The sequence below is a fragment of the Sphingomonas sp. BGYR3 genome (assembly GCF_025153455.1).
Lineage (GTDB): Bacteria > Pseudomonadota > Alphaproteobacteria > Sphingomonadales > Sphingomonadaceae > Sphingomonas.
In genome coordinates this window covers 1,028,751-1,046,280 of record NZ_JANZNT010000001.1, presented here as the reverse complement: position 1 = coordinate 1,046,280, position 17,530 = coordinate 1,028,751, and the positions used below count along the sequence as shown (strand labels likewise).

Sequence of the window (17,530 nt, the reverse complement as noted above, 5' to 3'; positions counted from 1 at the left end):
GTGCCACGCGGCGGCACCCGAACCTAAACCCCGGATGAACACTATGGTTGCATCGATGCTGCGGTGCAACAGAAACAAAATGATGCAATTTTCAACTGTTAAGCGCCGCCGATGGTGCGGCCTGCGCGACTCACCCGCGGCCGCGATATCCCGGCACGCCCTGATCCGGCAGCCACAGCCCGGCCGGCGGTTCGCCCGATTGCCAGAACACGTCGATGGGAATGCCGCCGCGCGGATACCAGTATCCGCCGATGCGCAGCCATTTCGGCTTCATTTCATCAAACAGGCGGCGACCGATGCCGACCGTGCAGTTTTCGTGAAACGCCTGATGGTTGCGAAAGCTGCCCAGGAACAGTTTCAGCGATTTGGATTCGACGATGGTCTGGTCCGGGGCGTAATCGATCACCAGATGGGCGAAATCGGGCTGCGCCGTCACGGGGCAGAGCGAGGTGAATTCCGGCGCGACGAAGCGCACCAGATACAGCTGCCCGGCCTGCGGGTTGGGGACATAATCCAGCACCGCTTCTTCGGGGGTCTGGGGCAGGTCGGCGGTCTGGCCAAGGAATTTGGGTGTCATGGTTCGCGCATTTAGGAAGGAACGGGGCGGAATGGAACGGGGCATCGACACGCTGATCCCGGTGCTGGGCGATCAGCTGAGTTTCGGCCTGTCCGCCCTGAAGGATGCGGACCCCAAGACCAGCGTCATTCTGATGATGGAGGTGGATGAGGAGGCTACCTATGTCCGCCATCACGTCCGAAAGATCGCGTTCCTGTTCGCCGCGATGCGCCACCATGCCGAAGCGCTGCGGGCGGCGGGATGGACCGTCGATTACATCGCGCTCGATGATCCCGCCAATGCCGGCAGCTTTACGGGCGAGCTGGCGCGCGCGGCCGAACGGCACGCGCCGAAACGGATCGTGGCGACCGAAGGGGGCGAATGGCGGGTGCGCCAGGCGCAGGACCAATGGGCCGACAAGTTCGGATGCGCGGTGGAGATCCGCGAGGATGACCGGTTCATCGCCGACCATGCCGATTTCGACGCTTGGGCCGAGGGGCGCAAGCAGCTGCGCATGGAGTTTTTCTATCGCGAGATGCGCCGCAAGACGGGCCTGTTGCTGGATGCGGACGGCAAGCCGGAGGGCGGGGAGTGGAATTACGACAAGGAAAACCGAAAGCCCGCGACCCGCGACCTGTTGATGCCACGGCCGCTGTCCTTTGCGCCGGACGCGGGGACAAAGGCGGTGCTCAGCCTTGTCGCGGACCGGTTTTCCGATCATCCCGGCAGGCTCGACGGATTTGATTTTGCCGTGACGCGCGCGGATGCCCTGGCGCAGCAGGCGCATTTCATTCGCCACGCGCTGCCCCGGTTCGGCGATTATCAGGATGCGATGCTGACCGGTGAGCCGTTCCTGTGGCACTCGATCCTGTCGCCCTATCTCAACTGCGGCCTGCTCGATCCGCTGGCGCTGTGCCGGCTGGCGGAGGCGGAATATGTCGAGGGCCGCGCGCCACTGAACGCGGTGGAGGGCTTTATCCGTCAGATCATCGGCTGGCGCGAATATGTGCGCGGCATCTATTGGCGGGAGGGGCCGGACTATACCGCCCGCAACTTCCTGGACGCCAAACGGCCGCTCCCACCCTTTTACTGGACCGGCGAAACCGACATGCACTGCCTGTCGCAGGCGATCGGCCAGACGCTGGATTTCGCCTATGCCCATCATATCCAGCGGTTGATGGTGACGGGCAATTTCGCGCTGCTGATCGGGGCGGACCCGGCCGATGTGCAACGATGGTATCTTGAGGTGTATGCCGATGCCTATGAATGGGTGGAGGCGCCCAATACGCTGGGCATGAGCCAGTTTGGCGATGGTGGCCTGCTGGCATCGAAACCCTATGCCGCGTCGGGTGCGTATATCGACCGGATGAGCGATTATTGCGGGCATTGCCGGTACGACGTCAAACAGCGGACCGGGCCGAAAGCGTGCCCGTACAATGCGCTTTACTGGGATTTTCTGGACCGGAACGAGGATAAGCTGGGCAAGAATCAGCGGCTTGCCATGCCCTACCGCAACTGGGCCAAGATGAAAGACGACGACAAGCGCGCGCTGAAGGCGCAGGCCGCGCATTTCCTGAAACGGCTGGATGCGGGCGAGCGGGTTTGACGCTCTCGACTTGCCGCCATCCAAGCGGTTAGGGGTGGAGGCAAGGAGGCGCGCATGGAAACGCTGGTATCGACCGAATGGCTGGCCGGGCATCTGGCAGACCCCGATCTGGTGATCGCGGATGCAAGCTATCACCTGACGCCCCGCGATGCCGCCGCCGAATTCGCCGCCGCGCATATTCCGGGTGCGGTGTTCCTGAACCTGAAGGCGCTGGCCGACCCGGATCACCCTGCGCCGATGATGCTGCCCCGGCCGGATGCGTTCGCCGCCGCGATGGGCGCGCTGGGCATTGGCGAGGGGCGGCGCGTTGTCCTGTACGACGACAGCGACATCCGCACTGCCGCCCGCGCGTGGTGGATGCTGCGGACGATGGGCTTTGCCGATGTCGCCATTCTCGACGGCGGATTGGCCAAATGGCGGGCGGAGGCCCGGCCGACCGAGGCGGGGGACCACCGGCCATGTCCCGCAACCTTTACCCCGCGACCGGCAATCGATGCGGTGCGCGACAAGGCGGCGATGCTGGCCAATGTGACGAGCGGTGCGGAACAGGTGGTCGACGCGCGCGGCGCACCCCGGTTTTCGGGGGCAGAGGCCGATCCCCGGCCCGGCGTTGCGGCGGGGCATATCCCCGGCGCGCTGAACCTGCCCTATGGCCGGATGTTTCAGGCCGACGGGACGTGGAAGTCGCCGGACGCCATCCGCGCCGAATTCGATGCGGCGGGCATCGACCTTGACCGCCCCATCGTCGCCAGCTGCGGATCGGGCATCACCGCATCTGTTCTGCTGTTCGGGCTGGACCGGATCGGGCAGGGCGGCGCGCTGTATGACGGCAGCTGGTCCGAATGGGGCATCGACCCCGAAACCCCAAAGGAAGTGACTGCGTGAGCAAGACGCCGCCCGACGATCAACGCCCTGCAACCCGCCTGATCACCGGCGGCCGGCGCGCGGAATGGACCAACGGCATCGTCAATCCGCCGGTCTGGCGCGCGTCAACGATCCTGTATGACAGCGTCGCCGAACTGCGCGCGCGGGGCGGGGCGGATACGCATCACAGGCTGTTCTATGGCCGGCGCGGCACGCCGACCCAATGGTCGCTGGCCGACGCGCTGACGCAGCTGGAGCCGGAGGCAGAGGCGACGTTCCTCTATCCGTCCGGCGTGGCGGCGGTATCGGCAGCGTTGCTCGCCTGTCTCAACCCCGGCGACGAGCTGTTGATGACCGACAGCGCCTATGACCCGACGCGCAGCTTCTGCGATCATTTCCTGGCCCGGTTCGGGGTGGCGACGCGCTATTACGACCCGCAGATCGGCGCGGGAATCGCCGACCTGATCGGCCCTGCCACCCGCGCCATCTTCATGGAGAGCCCCGGCAGCCTGACGTTCGAGGTGCAGGATGTGCCCGCCATCGTCGCGGTGGCCAAGGCGCGGGGGCTGACCACGCTGATCGACAATACCTGGGCGACGCCGCTGTTGCTGCCCGCCATCGGCATGGGGGTCGATTATTCGATCATGGCCTGCACCAAATATGTCGTCGGGCACAGCGACGTGATGCTGGGCAGCGTCACCGCAGGGCCGGGCCGTTTCGACGCGCTGCGCACCGTCAGCCATCAACTGGGCCAGACAGCCAGCCCCGACGATGCCTGGCTTGGCGCGCGGGGGCTGCGCACCATGGGCGTCCGGCTGGCGCAACAGGGGGCGGCGGCACTCAGGATCGCCGAATGGCTGAAGGGGCGGGAAGAGGTGGCGCGGGTGCTGCACCCCGCCCTGTCCGATTGCCCGGGCCATGCCCTGTTCCAGCGGGATTTTCGCGGTGCGTCAGCCCTGTTCAGCATCGTGCTTGCGGGTGGCAGCGACCGGGCGCGGGCGGCGTTCATTGACACGTTGGGCCTGTTCGGCATCGGCTATAGCTGGGGCGGCTTTGAAAGCCTGGCGCTGCCCGTCGATCCGCAGCGGCATCGCAGCGCGACCCGCTGGCAGGCAGAGGGGCCGGTGGTGCGCCTGCAAATCGGGCTGGAGGATCCGGACGACCTGATCGCCGATCTCGATCGCGGCTTTGCGGCCTGGCGATCCATCACGGCATGAACGGCATCGGCGCCTGGCTGGTCGCGCGCGGCATCGACGTGCCCGACGGGCCGGAACTGGTCGAGGCGGCGGTGGCGCTGGGCATCATTGGCCTGGCGCTGATTGCGGGTTGGGCCGCCGCGCGCTGGATCGGCCCGGCACTGGTGTCCATGCTGGGCGAGCGGACGGGATTTCAGGGCACGCCGATCCTGCCCCGCATCGCCCCCATCCTGCGCCATCTGACCATCGCGCTGATGCTGGCCATTGCCAACCGGCTGTGGCCATGGTCGGGCCTTGCCACGCTGCTGATCGGCCTTGTCTGGAGCATCGCGGCGGCGCGCGGCGTGATCCAGATCCTGCGCGGTCTGCGCGTGGTGGGCGGGCTGGCCTGGGCGGTCGGCCTGTTCGTCTTTGTCGCGATCTTCACCCGCGCGGTCGGCGGCCTGACGCCGGTCACGGAACTGCTCGATTCGCTGGCGGTTCAGGTGGGTAGCCGCCGCATTTCCCTCCTCGATCTGGTCACGATCACCATCGCCGGCGTCACCCTGTTCGCCATCGCCCGGCTGACCAACAAGCTGATCGCCCATTCGATCAGCGGATCGCGCGCATTCGATCCGACGCAAAAGCTGCTGTTCCAGAAACTGGCCGGCATTGCGGTGGTCGTCATCGCGTTCTTTGTCGGCATCGACCTGTTGTCGATCGACCTGACCAGCCTTGCGATTTTTTCTGGCGCATTCGGCCTGGCGGTGGGCTTCGGCCTGCAAAAGACCATCGGCAACCTGATCGCCGGCATCATCTTGTTGATGGACCGGTCGATCAAGCCGGGCGATGTGATCGTGGTGGGCCAGAGTTTCGGCTGGGTGAACAAGATCGGCGTGCGCGCGGTCAGTGTGATTACGCGCGATGGCAAGGAACACCTGATCCCCAACGAAAACCTGATGACGCAGGAGGTCGAGAACTGGTCCTTTTCCGACCGCGACGTGCGCATCCGCATCCCCGTCACCATCGCCTATTCCAGCGACATGGCGCTGGCGCAGCAGTTGATGATGCAGGCCGCGACCGATAGCCCGCGTGTCCTGAAAAGCCCGGCGCCCAATGTATGGATGACCGCCTTTGCCGAAAATGGCGCTGCGTTCGAAATCCTTGTCTGGATCAACGATCCCGAAAGCGGCGTCGGCAATGTGAAGTCGGATGTGCTGAACCGGCTGTGGCGGCTATTTCAGGATCATGGTGTCGAGGTGCCGTTGCCGCAACGGATCGTGACAATGAAGCCCGCGCCGCTTGATCAGCCATTGCGGGCGAGCGACGCCGCCCTACCTTGATGGCGTGACCGCCCGGCCCATCACCGCCCGCATCGCCGAAAGCGTAACCGCCATTCCGGCGGCCGAATGGGACGCGTGCGCGGGCACCGGCAATCCGTTCCTGTCCCACCGGTTCCTGTCGATCCTTGAACGGTCGGGATCGGCGTCGGCACAGGCCGGTTGGCAGCCGCTGCCCATCGTCGTCGATGGCGCGGATGGCCGCCCCGCCGCCATCGCGCCTGCCTATGGCAAATCGCACAGCCAGGGCGAATATGTGTTCGACCATGCCTGGGCCGATGCGTGGGAACGGGCCGGCGGGCGCTATTATCCGAAACTTCAGGTGGCGGTGCCGTTCACCCCCGTGCCGGGCGCGCGCCTGTTGCTGCGCGATGCCGATGCGGCCCCCGGCCTGATCGCCGCGATCGAGGCGGTGACGGATCAGAACGGCCTGTCATCGGCCCATGCGACCTTTGTCGAGGAGGCGCAGCTCGACGCGTTTCGCGCCGCCGGCTGGATGATCCGGCGGGGTGTTCAGTTCCACTGGGCTAATCGCGGCTATGGCTCGTTCGACGATTTCCTGGGCGATCTGGCCAGCCGCAAGCGCAAGAACCTGCGCAAGGAACGGGCGGCGGCGGTGGAGGGGCTGACCATCCGCCACTTGACCGGCGCGGCGATCACCGAGGCGCATTGGGACGCCTTTTGGGTTTTCTATCAGGATACGGGCGCGCGCAAATGGGGTCGGCCCTATCTGTCGCGCGCTTTCTTTACCCTGCTGGGACAGGAAATGGCGGACGATGTGCTGCTTATCCTGGCGGAGCGGGACGGGCGGCCGATTGCGGGCGCGCTGAACCTGATCGGGGCGGATGCGCTCTATGGCCGATATTGGGGCTGCCGCGAGGACGTGCCCTTCCTTCATTTCGAGCTGTGCTATTATCAGGCGATTGACGCCGCCATCGAACGCGGGCTGGCGCGAGTGGAGGCGGGGGCGCAGGGCGAGCACAAGCTGGCGCGCGGCTATGCGCCCGTGCCCACCTGGTCCGCCCACTATATCCCGGATGCCGGTTTTCGCCGGGCCATCGCCGATTTTCTGGCGCGCGAGACGGCGGCGATGGAAAGCGAAGAGGCGTTTCTGGGCGAAATGACCCCGTTCAAGCGGGGTTAGGCATCGCGGCCCTTACCGTTCCCGCTCGTTCGGGGGATCAAGCTCGCGCCGTTCGATCCGGTCACGCAGTTCGCGCAGCCGCACCTCGCGCCGGGCCAGCCGCTCGATGGCGAACGGGCCGTAGGGGCCAAGGTCTTCCACCGTCACCACGGCGGGCGGCACGACAGGATTGACGCGAAACAGCGTGCTCGACCCGTTGGTCCACACCGGCACCAGCCCCTGATTGAGCCGCTGGTCATAGGGCGGGGCGTGGATCAGCCAGACATGATCGAACGCATCGCGCGGGAAATGCGTGATCGCCCAGGCCAGCGGCCGCCACCATTCGCGGCGGCACTGGTGACTGGTCACCAGTTCCGACGGATCGGACGCATAGCCCAGCCCGGCGGCGTATCGCGTCGTCATCAACTGGCCACCGACCATCGACCATTGATCGTTGGCAAAGGCGAGCTTTCGCGCCAGCGCCAGCCCGGCCAGATGCTCGACCCGCGTCATGGCCCAGGGTTGGGCACAGGACACGCCGACGAATGTGATCAGCCGCGATTTGGGCGGCAATGCCTCCAGCGCGGCAAGCTCACGCTTGTAGCTCTGATCATACAGGTAGAAACTTGCCGTTGTGCCGCCCAGCCGCACCAGGAAAAAAGCAAGGCCGATCCCCGCCAGCACCGATGCCCCGCGGATCGACAGGCCCGGTTTCGGGCGCAGCGCGATCAGGCCGACGGCAAACAGATAGGGCGCAAGGCGCATGTCGGCATAGGCCGATCCGAACACGATGCGCGGCAAGAGGACATAGACCAGCGCCAGAAAGGCAAGCGAGATGAGGAGGTTGCGCGAATATTCGATATTCGGATCGCGCACCCCCTTGAACAGCACCAGATACAGGACGCCGACACTGGCCAGGTCGAACAGCTGCCACCGGTCGCGCAGGACCATGGTCAGCCACATCATCTTGGCCTGCCAGTTAAAGAAATCCGTGGTCGCCCCCGATGCCTGGCCGGTGCGCCATGCGATCATCAGGATGACCGGCGGGGCCAGCACGAGGCACTGGATACCGGCAACGAACCAAGGCTTTACCCACCGCTGGATGAAATCCCCGCCCGGCCCGCGCATGTCGTGGCGGCGGATCAGTTCGGCCGAAAAGGCAAGAACGCCCAGCGTGCCCCAGCCAAAGGTGTGCGTGACCCAGATCAGGCAGGCGATCGGCGGAAAGATCCAGTTGCGCAGCCGCAGCTTGCCCAGACGCGCCAGCCGCAACCACAGGGCAAAGGCGTTGAGCGCCAGCGCCATCGACAGCGCGAAATTGACGAAGCCGAAATGCAGCGGAAAACTGTACGCCAGCGGCAGGGCGAACAGCGCCGTGGCCGGCACCCGCCCATGCACCTCCCGCGCGATCCACAGCAGGCCCAGCGCGGTCAGCGGCGGGATGGTGATGACGATCGCCTTGACCGCCGGTTCCAGGCCCAGAATCGGTTCCAGCACAAAAACGAGCAGGTCGACGCCCAGATTGCCGATCAACTGCCAGTCGAACCGGTACCATTCGGCCAGATGGGGCATTTCGCCCCACATCTGCTGCACCCGATACCGCCCGATATGGCCGGGCAGGTCCAGCAGCGGCGGCACCTGCGGCCACAGCATCGGGATCGCACAGGCAAGCGCCGCCGCCCATACGAACCAGCGTGTCTGCCACCAGCGAAGTCGGTCTGCCCCTGCCTCCATCGCGCGCTTCTAGGCGAGGGGACAGAGATGCTGCAAGCGGCGCGCAATTCCGCTGGTCGCGCTTTTGCCTAACGATCGATCCTGAACAGTTTGCTGTCGCCGTTCGACCAGATCAGCGTCATGCCCCTCAGCTGTTCGGGGTCCACAGGATGCGGCCGGATCAGCCACAGATGCGTGAACCGTTCGCGCGGAAAGGTCGCCAGCGACTGGCTTTGGGTCATATTCGCCGGAAGGTCGGGGCAGCGAACGCGCAGCACGATCTGCGACGGGTCCGCATCGAAATAGCCGGGCCGGGGGTTGCGAAAGCGCATCAGCGGCGCGCCCAGGATGGGCCACTGACTGTTCACAAAGGCGTCGCGGCGCGCCATCGCCAGTCCGGGAAGATGGATCAGACGCGGCAGACCCCATGGCTCGTCACAATCGCGCGCGACCATCGCCATCACCCGTGCGCCGCGTGGCAGCGCCTCGATCGCACCGGTCTCGCGCTGCCAACCCTGATCGACGACGATCAGGCTGACCGTCGTCGCCGCAAGCCGAATCAGGCAGAACGCCATGCCGACAAGCAGATAGCCGCGTATCCTGTTTTCGCTGTCCGTCGGTGCGGGTGCGATGCCAACCAGTGCGACGATCATGGCATAGGGCAACAGCCGGACATCCGCATAGGCCGATCCCATCACCATGAACGGCATTGCCAGTACGGCAGCTGCCATCACGCCGCTCATCCACGCGGCAACGGGGTGCAGGCGACCCAGCCGACCCCGCACGGCCGCATAGACAATCAGGACGACCAGCAACGTCGATGGCAGGTCAACCCAGATCCACTGGTCCCGCATGATGCTGGCCAGGCCGCGAGCCTTGATGACCAGGTTGAAAAACCGCTCGATGGTGCCGCCGCCGGACCCGGCATTGAGCAGCATCAGGACGATGGGTCCGGCAAGGGCAAGGCAGGATAGCGCCGCCCGGATCAGTCGTTCCGCCATGCTTTCGCGCCGGTCTGCCCGTTCCGCCACTGCCGCACCGAACGCCAGCAGGCACAAGCTGCCCCAGCCCACGATATGGACCGTCCACACCAGGAAGCTGAACGGCACCGCCAGCGCCGCCCGCAGCCGATATCGCTTTTGCCGGCCAAGCCGCAGCCACAGGCTGAGGCCCGCCAGCGCAAGGCCCATCGCCATGCAATAGTTCAGGAATCCGAAGTGAAAGGGTTGGTGATAGACCAGCGGCACTGCGAACAGAACGAACGGCGTGACCCGGCCGTGCACCTGCCGCGACAGCGCCAGGATTGCGGCCACGCTGCCGCACTGGATCAGGATGACCGTCGCTTTGACCGCCGGCTCCAGGCCCAGCAGCGGGGCGAGCGCCGCGACCATTGCATCCATGCCCAGATTGCCGACCCATCGCCATTCGAACGTGAAGAACCGGGATAACGGGCCGGTGCCGTCTGCAGTCATCACGCGGTAGCGTCCGACATGTCCGGGCAGGTCGGTCAAGGGCGGCAGTTCGGGCCAGAGTAGCGGGACAGCCGCCAACAGGATGACGGCGATGGCAAACCAGCGTCGGTTCAGGATGCAGGCCGCCGCATCAGCGCCACGCGCACGCGCCGGTGTCTGGCTGGCGGTGGTCAGCGCTGTCTGCATCAGCGATGCTGATCCGTGTGGCCAATCTGCCGAATGGAAAGGTCGTTCGAACCGGCGCACTGGATCACGTAATCGGCGCCCAGATCGCGCTCGATCGTGCGCTGCGCGGCCGGGTTGGCGTGGAAATAATCGATGATGGCCAGGTTGCCGTCCGTGTTGCGGTGATAGGCGCCGGCAATCACATGGTGCCGGGTCGCGCCCAGCAGGTGACTGCTCAGGTCAATCGGGGCGATCACCCGGCCGGGGGGCAGGGCCGCGGCCTTGGCCAGCGCGGCCGGGGTCGCGCAATCGGATGCGATTGCACGGGTGGCCGCACCTTCATCGCCGCTGCCCGTCCCGCCGATCATTCCCCCGATCAGCGTCCAGAACACGCCAGTCGATACCAGCCAGCCGGCAACGCGTCTTGCCGTGTCGCCACGTGTCCGCAGGTCGGCGATCATCGCGGCCAGCACGGGCAGCGCCAGCGCGGCGGCGGACGGGCTGCCCCGCGCCTGGATCATCGCGGCGACCGACGCGGCCAGGATCAGCGCGGCCATCGCCCGGTCCCGACGCCGGTTGAGCGACACGGCCCGCACGAGCGCCACGATCAGGCCGGTGACGAACACGCCGCCGTAGCCGATGGCCGTGCCGACAGGCAGCGCCATCAGCGGCTGCGCCTCGGCCACATGGCTCAGCCACAGGCTAGCCAGGCGCGGATCGACCGCGCCATAGGGACCGGCCAGACACGCATGGCCCGGCCCGATCAGCACCGCGCCCATGGCCAGCACGGCCGCCCCCGCTGCCGCCATCCGCATCGGCTGGCTCAACCGTTTGCCCAACATGGGCAACAGGATCATTGCCGCTGCGCCCGCCGCCGCACCCAGGGTCAGCGCGGGCGTCAGGCTGTCGCAAAGGTCCGCCGGCCAGATGCGCGGCCGCAGCAGCAGCGTGGTGATAGCCAGGCCAACCGCCATGCCCGCCCCCATACCGAACAGGCGCCGCTCCGAATCCGCCCTGCGGACGATCCAGGCCAGTCCGGCCAGCGTCGGAATGACCGCCAGCGGCAGGACATTTTCCAAGCCCACCGCCAGGCTGAGCGCAATGCACAGGCCGGCGACCGGCGGCCCGCGTCCGCGCGGCCCGCCCAGCGCGGCATCGGCCGCCATCAGCAGCATGACGATCTGAAACCCGTGATGGTCGATCTTGCCCGGCAGGAACATGGCCGTCATCGGATAGGCCAGCGCGCCCAGGACAACCGCGATAATCCCCGCCGACCGCCCGCTGCCCAGCCGCAGCGCAATCCGCGCGATCAGGGCGAGCGACACCGCGAACAACAGGGCGGGCGCAGCGATCACCGCCGCCACCTCCGCCATGTGAACCCCGATCACCGGCGTCAGCACCGCGATGATTGCGCCGGGCACCAGGTCGGGCAGCCGCGACCAGTGCATCGGCAGTCCGCCGTCCCCGCCCAGCCGGTATTGTGTCAGGTCGTTAAAGGATTGTCCGCCCAGCCAGTCCCGCACCTGCGCCAACCGCGCCATGTCGTCGGTATCGGGCAGGGCAAGCGCGGTCAGCGACGGCCATGCCGCAATGGTCCATGCCGTCGTCATCGCCAATGCGATGGCAACTGCCGGGCCGGTGGCCGCCAGCGGGGGCAGGGATCGGTGCGCCTGGTTCATCGGACTGGCCGCGATGCTACGCCTGACATGGTTAAGATTGCTTTGACCATCAGGACGGCCGGGCGCCCCCTTGTGTTGCATTAATACAACACTATGTTGCTGGTACGAAGGACGGGGACCACCAATGAATCTGGAACAATTCACTGATCGCGCCAAGGGCTTCCTGCAATCGGCGCAGACCGTTGCCATCCGCATGAGCCATCAGCGGATTGCGCCCGAACATCTGCTCAAGGCGCTGCTGGAGGACAAGGAAGGCATGGCGTCCGGCCTGATCCGCGCGGCGGGCGGGTCGGCCGAAACCGCGCTGCGTGAGGCGGATGCGGCGCTGGCCAAAATCCCGGCCGTGTCGGGCGGCGGGGCGCAACAGACGCCCGGCCTCGACAACGACATGGTCCGCGTGCTGGATCAGGCGGAACAGGTGGCGAAAAGGGCAGGCGACAGCTTTGTCACCGTCGAACGGATGCTGCTGGCGCTGGTCCTGTCGCCGCAGACCGCAGCGGGCAAGGCGCTGGCGGCGGCGGGCGTCCGGGCCGATGCGCTGAACGCCGCGATCAACGACCTGCGCAAGGGCAAGACCGCCGATACCGCGGGGGCGGAGGATCGCTATGACGCGCTCAAGAAGTTCGCCCGCGACCTGACCCAGGCGGCGCGCGACGGCAAGCTGGACCCCGTGATCGGGCGGGACGAGGAAATCCGGCGGACCATCCAGATCCTGGCCCGGCGGACCAAGAACAACCCTGTGCTGATCGGCGATCCCGGCGTCGGCAAGACCGCGATTGCCGAGGGGCTGGCGCTGCGCATCGCCAATGGCGACGTGCCCGACACGCTGAAGGACCGCACGCTGATGGCGCTCGACATGGGCAGCCTTATCGCGGGCGCCAAATATCGCGGCGAGTTCGAGGAACGGCTGAAGGGCGTGCTGGATGAGGTGAAGGCGGGCGAGGGCGATATCGTCCTGTTCATTGACGAGATGCACACGCTGATCGGCGCGGGCAAATCCGAAGGGGCGATGGATGCCGGCAACCTGCTGAAACCCGCCCTGGCGCGCGGCGAGCTGCACTGCATCGGCGCGACCACGCTGGATGAATATCGCAAATATGTGGAAAAGGACCCCGCGTTGCAGCGGCGGTTTCAGCCAGTGTTCGTGGGCGAACCGACGGTGGAGGACACCATCAGCATCCTACGGGGGCTGAAGGAGAAATATGAACTGCACCACGGCGTGCGGATCACCGACGGTGCGATCGTCGCGTCGGCCACGCTGTCCAACCGCTACATCACCGACCGTTTTCTGCCGGACAAGGCAATCGACCTGATGGACGAAGCCGCCAGCCGCATCCGCATGGAGGTGGAAAGCAAGCCGGAGGAGATCGAAACGCTCGACCGGCGGATCATCCAGCTCAAGATCGAGCGCGAGGCGCTGCGCCGGGAAAGCGATGCCGCCAGCCGCGACCGGCTGACCACGCTGGAGGGCGAGCTGGCCAATCTGGAGCAGCAATCGTCCGAACTGACTGCCCGGTGGCAGGGCGAAAAGGACAAGATTGCCGGTGAGGCCAAGCTGAAGGAACAGCTGGAGGCGGCGCGGCTTGAGCTGGAACAGGCGCAGCGTGCGGGCGACCTGGGCAAGATGGCGGAGCTGAATTACGGCACCATTCCCGCCCTGACCCGTCAGCTGGAAGAGGCACAGGCCCAGACCGGCAGTGCGATGCTGCGCGAGGAAGTGACCGCCGACGACATTGCCGGCGTCGTCAGCCGCTGGACCGGCATCCCCGTCGACAAGATGCTGGAGGGCGAGCGCGAAAAGCTCCTCAAGATGGAGGAGGCGATCGGCAATCGTGTGATCGGTCAAGCGCAGGCGGTAAAGGCCGTGTCCACCGCCGTCCGCCGCAGCCGTGCGGGGCTTCAGGATCCGAACCGGCCGCTGGGCAGCTTCCTGTTCCTGGGGCCGACGGGCGTGGGCAAGACTGAACTGACCAAGGCGCTGGCCGGATTCCTGTTCGACGATGACAGCGCGATGGTGCGGCTCGACATGAGCGAGTTCATGGAAAAACATTCCGTGGCCCGCCTGATCGGGGCCCCGCCGGGCTATGTTGGTTATGAAGAGGGCGGCGTCCTAACCGAATCGGTTCGACGGCGGCCCTATCAGGTCGTGTTGTTCGATGAGGTGGAAAAGGCGCATGGCGATGTGTTCAACGTGCTGCTGCAGCTGCTCGACGATGGCCGGCTGACCGATGGGCAGGGGCGGACGGTGGATTTTTCCAACACCATCGTCATCCTGACCAGCAATCTGGGCAGCCAGTATCTGACCGCGCTTGCCGATGGCGAGGGGGTGGAAAGCGTCGAGCCGCAGGTGATGGAGGTGGTAAGGGCGCATTTCCGGCCAGAGTTCCTCAACCGGCTGGACGAGATCATCCTGTTCCACCGGCTGGGCGCTGAACATATGGCGCCGATCGTCGACATTCAGGTGGCGCGGGTGGCCCGGCTGTTGAAGGACCGAAAGATCGGCATCGAACTGACCGATGGCGCGCGCGCCTGGCTGGGCCGGGTCGGTTACGACCCCGTCTATGGCGCCCGCCCGCTGAAACGCGCGGTTCAGCGGTATCTTCAGGATCCGCTGGCCGAACTGATCCTGTCCGGCGGGGTGATGGGCGGCCAGACCGTCCGGGTCGAAGACGGCGACGGCGCCCTGAACCTCAGCGTCGCGTGATCAAAAAAGGGGCGGCCTCCAATGGAGACCGCCCCGATTTTTTAAGGTTCTGATCGGGATCAGAAGCGCAGGCGCGCACCCGAATAATAGCGGCGACCGAACACGTCATAGACGTTTGCCGCCGTGTCCGTGCCCGTCGTGTTGAACGGCGAACCCGACAGGATGTTGGGCGCACGGGTGTCGAGCAGGTTGTCGGCACCGACGAAGAATTCCATCTTGTCGCCCGCCCGGACCGTCAGCTGGCTGTCCAGGTAAAAGCGTGCGGGAACCGAAACGTCGTACCGGCCCACATCATAGGATGCCAGCGTCAGATCGTCTTCGAACGACTTGGCCAGGTAAGTCCCGGTCAGGTTCAGGCGAAGATCGTCGTTGCTGTACACCAGCGAGGTGGTGAAGCGGTCGTTCGGAGTGCCGATTTCACCGGCGAAGTTGTCGCGCGGTGCACCCGGCAGCGGCACCAGATAACCGCGGAACAGGTGGGTATAGGACACGCGCAGGCCGACGCGGCCATTGCTGCCGATACCGACCGGAACGTTCATGCTCAGCACCGCGTCGATACCGTCGGTCAACAACTGGCCGCCATTGAGCGCGGGGGCGTTGATGAACTCAAGCGAACCGGCGCTGTTGACGGCCGTGCCCACTGCACGACGATCGATCAGGTCGCAGAAAGCCTGAACATTCTGCTGATAGCACTGGTTCAGCGTGAACTGACGCGGGGGCGCGGTGATGACGTTGTCGATGTCGATGTTGAAGTAATCGACCGACAGCGTCAGCGAGGATAGCAGGCCGCCGACACCGAAATCGCGCGCCGAAAGGACCGCGCCGACGGTCCAGGACCGCGACGATTCTTCCTCAAGGTCCGGATTGCCGCTGTTGAAGCCGCTGATCCCCTGCGTGTCGAGCTGCGTTGCGGTGAACGTGCCGTTGGCGGCGATGTTCGCCAGCACGCCCGGTGCTGCACGGCAGTTGTCGCCAAGCGTACCGCCACCCGTCGCACCGATGCCGATGCACGGATCGCTGATCCCGGTCGGGAACGTCTGTGCCGGACCCTGGAACAGCTCGCCGATGTTCGGCGCACGCACCGAGCTGGCATAGGTGCCGCGGAACCGCAGACCGTTGAACGGCGTCCAATCACCGCCGACATTCCAGGTATAGACCGTGCCGACCGTCGAATAGTCGGACACGCGGCCCGCTGCACGAAGGTTCAGCGCCTGGAACAGGGTGGTGTCGGCCAGCAGCGGAATGTTGATTTCGCCATAGGCTTCACGGACGTCGAACGACCCCGACGTGTCGGGCAACGCGTTACCGGCGTTCAGGCCGGCATTGGTCAGCGCGTCGTTGTTCTCGACACTCGATTCCTTGCGGTATTCAGCGCCAACGGCAATTGCCAGCGGACCGGCCGGCAGTTCGACCAGCGTGCCCGACAGATTCGCCTGAGCCTGCTGCTGCGTGATCGTGGTCTGTAGCGTCTGGTCAGCGGCGATATAGGCCACTGCCTCCGGCGAGATGCTGCCGGCGCCATAGATGTTGATCGGAACGCAGCCCTGTGCCCGTGCATTGGGATCGGCGCAGACGACAGTACCGTTCTCACCCGGAATCGCGCTGAGCGCGTTGCGGAAGTTCAGGACGTTGACCTGACCGTTCGACTGCTGCGATTCAGCGGTCCGGCCATAATTGTAGCTGACATCCCAGCGGAAGTCGCCGAACACCTGGCCTTCAAGACCCACCACAAAGCGATAGAAGTCGCGGTTGGTGCTGCCGTTGCGGGTGCCGAACTCGCTGATGCGGCGCGCGAACTGAATGTCGCGGATGCCGTCGCCATTGGTGTCGGTCGCCGCATTGAAGATGGCGTCCGGCACGAACGGGTTGCGCACCAGCGCGCCGTTGACCAGCGTCTGCAGCGGAACCGCGCCGCCGACGCCCGGGAAAATCCCGTTCACGCCATTGGACTGGAGCGCGAACGGCTCGATCTCACGCGACGCGCGGGTGTTGTTGTACGTGCCTTCGGCGAAGACGCGGACATTGTCGCTGACGTCGAAATGGCCGCGCGCGGCGAACAGATAACGCTCGACCGGAACGGCGATGGTGCGGAAGAACTGACGGTTGAACCCGTTGACCGGGGTCGAGAACCCTTCCTGCAGCTGACCCGTGGGGCTGTAGGTGAACGTGCGGCCACCGGCGGTGAAACGGCCCTGCGGGGCAAAGCCCGACAGCGCGCCTTCGCTCGCAACGCCGTAATCGGCAGGGTCGCCGGTCACGAAGAAAAATGTGTCGACATCGTCGAGCGCGGTTTCCGGACGCTGGCGCGACAGCAGCCCGCTCTCGTTGGTGTAGCCCAGATGGACCATCATGTTGCCGCGACCATCGGCGAAGTTGCCGCCGGCGGTCAGGTTCGCCTGATAACGGGGCGAATCGCCACGCTCGGTGATGCCATACTGCGCGTTGGCTTCGACGCCTTCGAAATTGTCGCGATAGATGAAGTTCACGACACCAGCGACAGCGTCCGAACCGTACAGCGACGACGAACCGCCGGTCAGCGTGTCGACCGTCTGCAGGAACTGGGTCGGGATGACGTTAAGGTCGACGGTGGCCGCTCCGGGAACGCCCGAAACGACGCGGCGGCCGTTGATCAGGACCAGCGTGCGGGCGGTGCCCAGGTTACGCAGTTCGGTCGAGGCGATACCCGTGCCCGAGGTCAGGAACGCAGTGTTGGTGCGCGAAAGGGTCGGCGCGCCGAACGCAGGATTTTCCTGCAGCAGTTCCTGGATGTTGACGACGCCGGAATCGGTGATTTGCTCTGCCGTGACCGACTGGATCGGGGCGACGGAACGGATGTTCGGCGACTGAATGCGCGAACCGGTGACAACGATCGTGTCATTCTGTTCGGCTTCAGTGGTTTCCTGGGTCTGGGTGGCGTCCTGCGCCATGGCGGGGGCGGCAACGGCCGCAATGGCGAGCGCAATGCCCGCCGTGCCGGCCCGCAGGCCGACGGTGAAACGCTTCATGTGTTACTCCTAAGCAACGCAACTAACAGGCATCGTGCAAACATCGCGCGATGCCGGCCCCTCGTTTCCTTGGTTCCTGGCGGCGGGAGACCATGGTCGCGGCTTCAGCGCAAGCGGTTCGATCATCG

General features: G+C 65.7%; 11 protein-coding genes. 6 read left to right on the top strand and 5 right to left on the bottom strand.

Annotation, left to right across the window (positions count from 1 at the left end; genetic code table 11):
- Positions 1-130 precede the first annotated feature (130 nt).
- A complete protein-coding gene (queF, locus tag NYR55_RS04735) occupies positions 131-577 on the bottom strand; it encodes a preQ(1) synthase (protein WP_260020067.1) in 447 nt (148 codons plus the stop codon).
- 31 nt (positions 578-608) lie between these two features.
- On the opposite strand from queF, the gene NYR55_RS04730 reads away from it, so the two are divergent.
- The 5 genes from NYR55_RS04730 to NYR55_RS04710 are packed head-to-tail and all read left to right on the top strand — an operon-like array spanning position 609 to position 6,685.
- Positions 609-2,162, top strand: coding sequence for a cryptochrome/photolyase family protein (locus tag NYR55_RS04730; protein WP_279338672.1), 1,554 nt, complete (start codon positions 609-611; stop codon positions 2,160-2,162).
- Positions 2,163-2,216: 54 nt separating this feature from the next.
- Positions 2,217-3,047, top strand: a complete 831-nt coding sequence (gene sseA, locus NYR55_RS04725; RefSeq protein ID WP_260020066.1) for a 3-mercaptopyruvate sulfurtransferase — start codon at positions 2,217-2,219, stop codon at positions 3,045-3,047.
- A complete protein-coding gene (gene metC, locus NYR55_RS04720; RefSeq protein WP_260020065.1) occupies positions 3,005-4,243 on the top strand; it encodes a cystathionine beta-lyase in 1,239 nt (412 codons plus the stop codon). The genes sseA and metC overlap by 43 nt, the downstream gene beginning before the upstream one ends.
- Positions 4,240-5,544 carry a mechanosensitive ion channel domain-containing protein gene (locus NYR55_RS04715; protein ID WP_260020064.1) on the top strand — a complete coding sequence of 435 codons (1,305 nt, stop codon included), beginning with the start codon at positions 4,240-4,242 and terminating at the stop codon, positions 5,542-5,544. Before metC ends, NYR55_RS04715 begins: the two co-directional genes overlap by 4 nt.
- Positions 5,545-5,548: 4 nt before the next feature.
- Entirely contained in the window at positions 5,549-6,685 is a 1,137-nt protein-coding gene (locus tag NYR55_RS04710; RefSeq protein ID WP_260020063.1) for a GNAT family N-acetyltransferase, read from the top strand.
- 12 nt (positions 6,686-6,697) lie between these two features.
- On the opposite strand, the gene NYR55_RS04705 is transcribed toward NYR55_RS04710, so the two are convergent.
- From NYR55_RS04705 to NYR55_RS04695, 3 genes are all read right to left on the bottom strand, one after another.
- Positions 6,698-8,398: a hypothetical protein gene (locus NYR55_RS04705; RefSeq protein ID WP_260020062.1), complete on the bottom strand. Its 1,701-nt coding sequence runs from the start codon at positions 8,396-8,398 to the stop codon at positions 6,698-6,700.
- 68 nt (positions 8,399-8,466) lie between these two features.
- Positions 8,467-10,035, bottom strand: a complete 1,569-nt coding sequence (locus NYR55_RS04700) for a hypothetical protein (RefSeq protein ID WP_260020061.1) — start codon at positions 10,033-10,035, stop codon at positions 8,467-8,469.
- A complete protein-coding gene (locus NYR55_RS04695; RefSeq protein WP_260020060.1) occupies positions 10,035-11,693 on the bottom strand; it encodes a hypothetical protein in 1,659 nt (552 codons plus the stop codon). The genes NYR55_RS04700 and NYR55_RS04695 overlap by 1 nt, the downstream gene beginning before the upstream one ends.
- Positions 11,694-11,817: 124 nt before the next feature.
- Between NYR55_RS04695 and clpB the strand changes: the two genes are divergently transcribed.
- Entirely contained in the window at positions 11,818-14,397 is a 2,580-nt protein-coding gene (gene clpB, locus NYR55_RS04690) for an ATP-dependent chaperone ClpB (protein WP_260020059.1), read from the top strand.
- 59 nt (positions 14,398-14,456) lie between these two features.
- Here the strand turns inward: clpB and NYR55_RS04685 are convergent, their stop codons facing one another.
- On the bottom strand, positions 14,457-17,402 hold the full coding sequence (locus tag NYR55_RS04685; RefSeq protein ID WP_260020058.1) for a TonB-dependent receptor: 2,946 nt from the start codon (positions 17,400-17,402) through the stop codon (positions 14,457-14,459).
- Positions 17,403-17,530 lie beyond the last annotated feature (128 nt).

Bases quoted from the DNA above. Each gene is read 5' to 3' on its own strand.
- queF (WP_260020067.1), bottom strand. From the start codon at position 577: ATGACACCCAAATTCCTTGGCCAGACCGCCGACCTGCCCCAGACCCCC.
- NYR55_RS04730 (WP_279338672.1), top strand. From the start codon at position 609: ATGGAACGGGGCATCGACACGCTGATCCCGGTGCTGGGCGATCAGCTG.
- sseA (WP_260020066.1), top strand. From the start codon at position 2,217: ATGGAAACGCTGGTATCGACCGAATGGCTGGCCGGGCATCTGGCAGAC.
- metC (WP_260020065.1), top strand. From the start codon at position 3,005: ATGGGGCATCGACCCCGAAACCCCAAAGGAAGTGACTGCGTGAGCAAG.
- NYR55_RS04715 (WP_260020064.1), top strand. From the start codon at position 4,240: ATGAACGGCATCGGCGCCTGGCTGGTCGCGCGCGGCATCGACGTGCCC.
- NYR55_RS04705 (WP_260020062.1), bottom strand. From the start codon at position 8,398: ATGGAGGCAGGGGCAGACCGACTTCGCTGGTGGCAGACACGCTGGTTC.
- NYR55_RS04700 (WP_260020061.1), bottom strand. From the start codon at position 10,035: ATGCAGACAGCGCTGACCACCGCCAGCCAGACACCGGCGCGTGCGCGT.
- NYR55_RS04695 (WP_260020060.1), bottom strand. From the start codon at position 11,693: ATGAACCAGGCGCACCGATCCCTGCCCCCGCTGGCGGCCACCGGCCCG.
- clpB (WP_260020059.1), top strand. From the start codon at position 11,818: ATGAATCTGGAACAATTCACTGATCGCGCCAAGGGCTTCCTGCAATCG.
- NYR55_RS04685 (WP_260020058.1), bottom strand. From the start codon at position 17,402: ATGAAGCGTTTCACCGTCGGCCTGCGGGCCGGCACGGCGGGCATTGCG.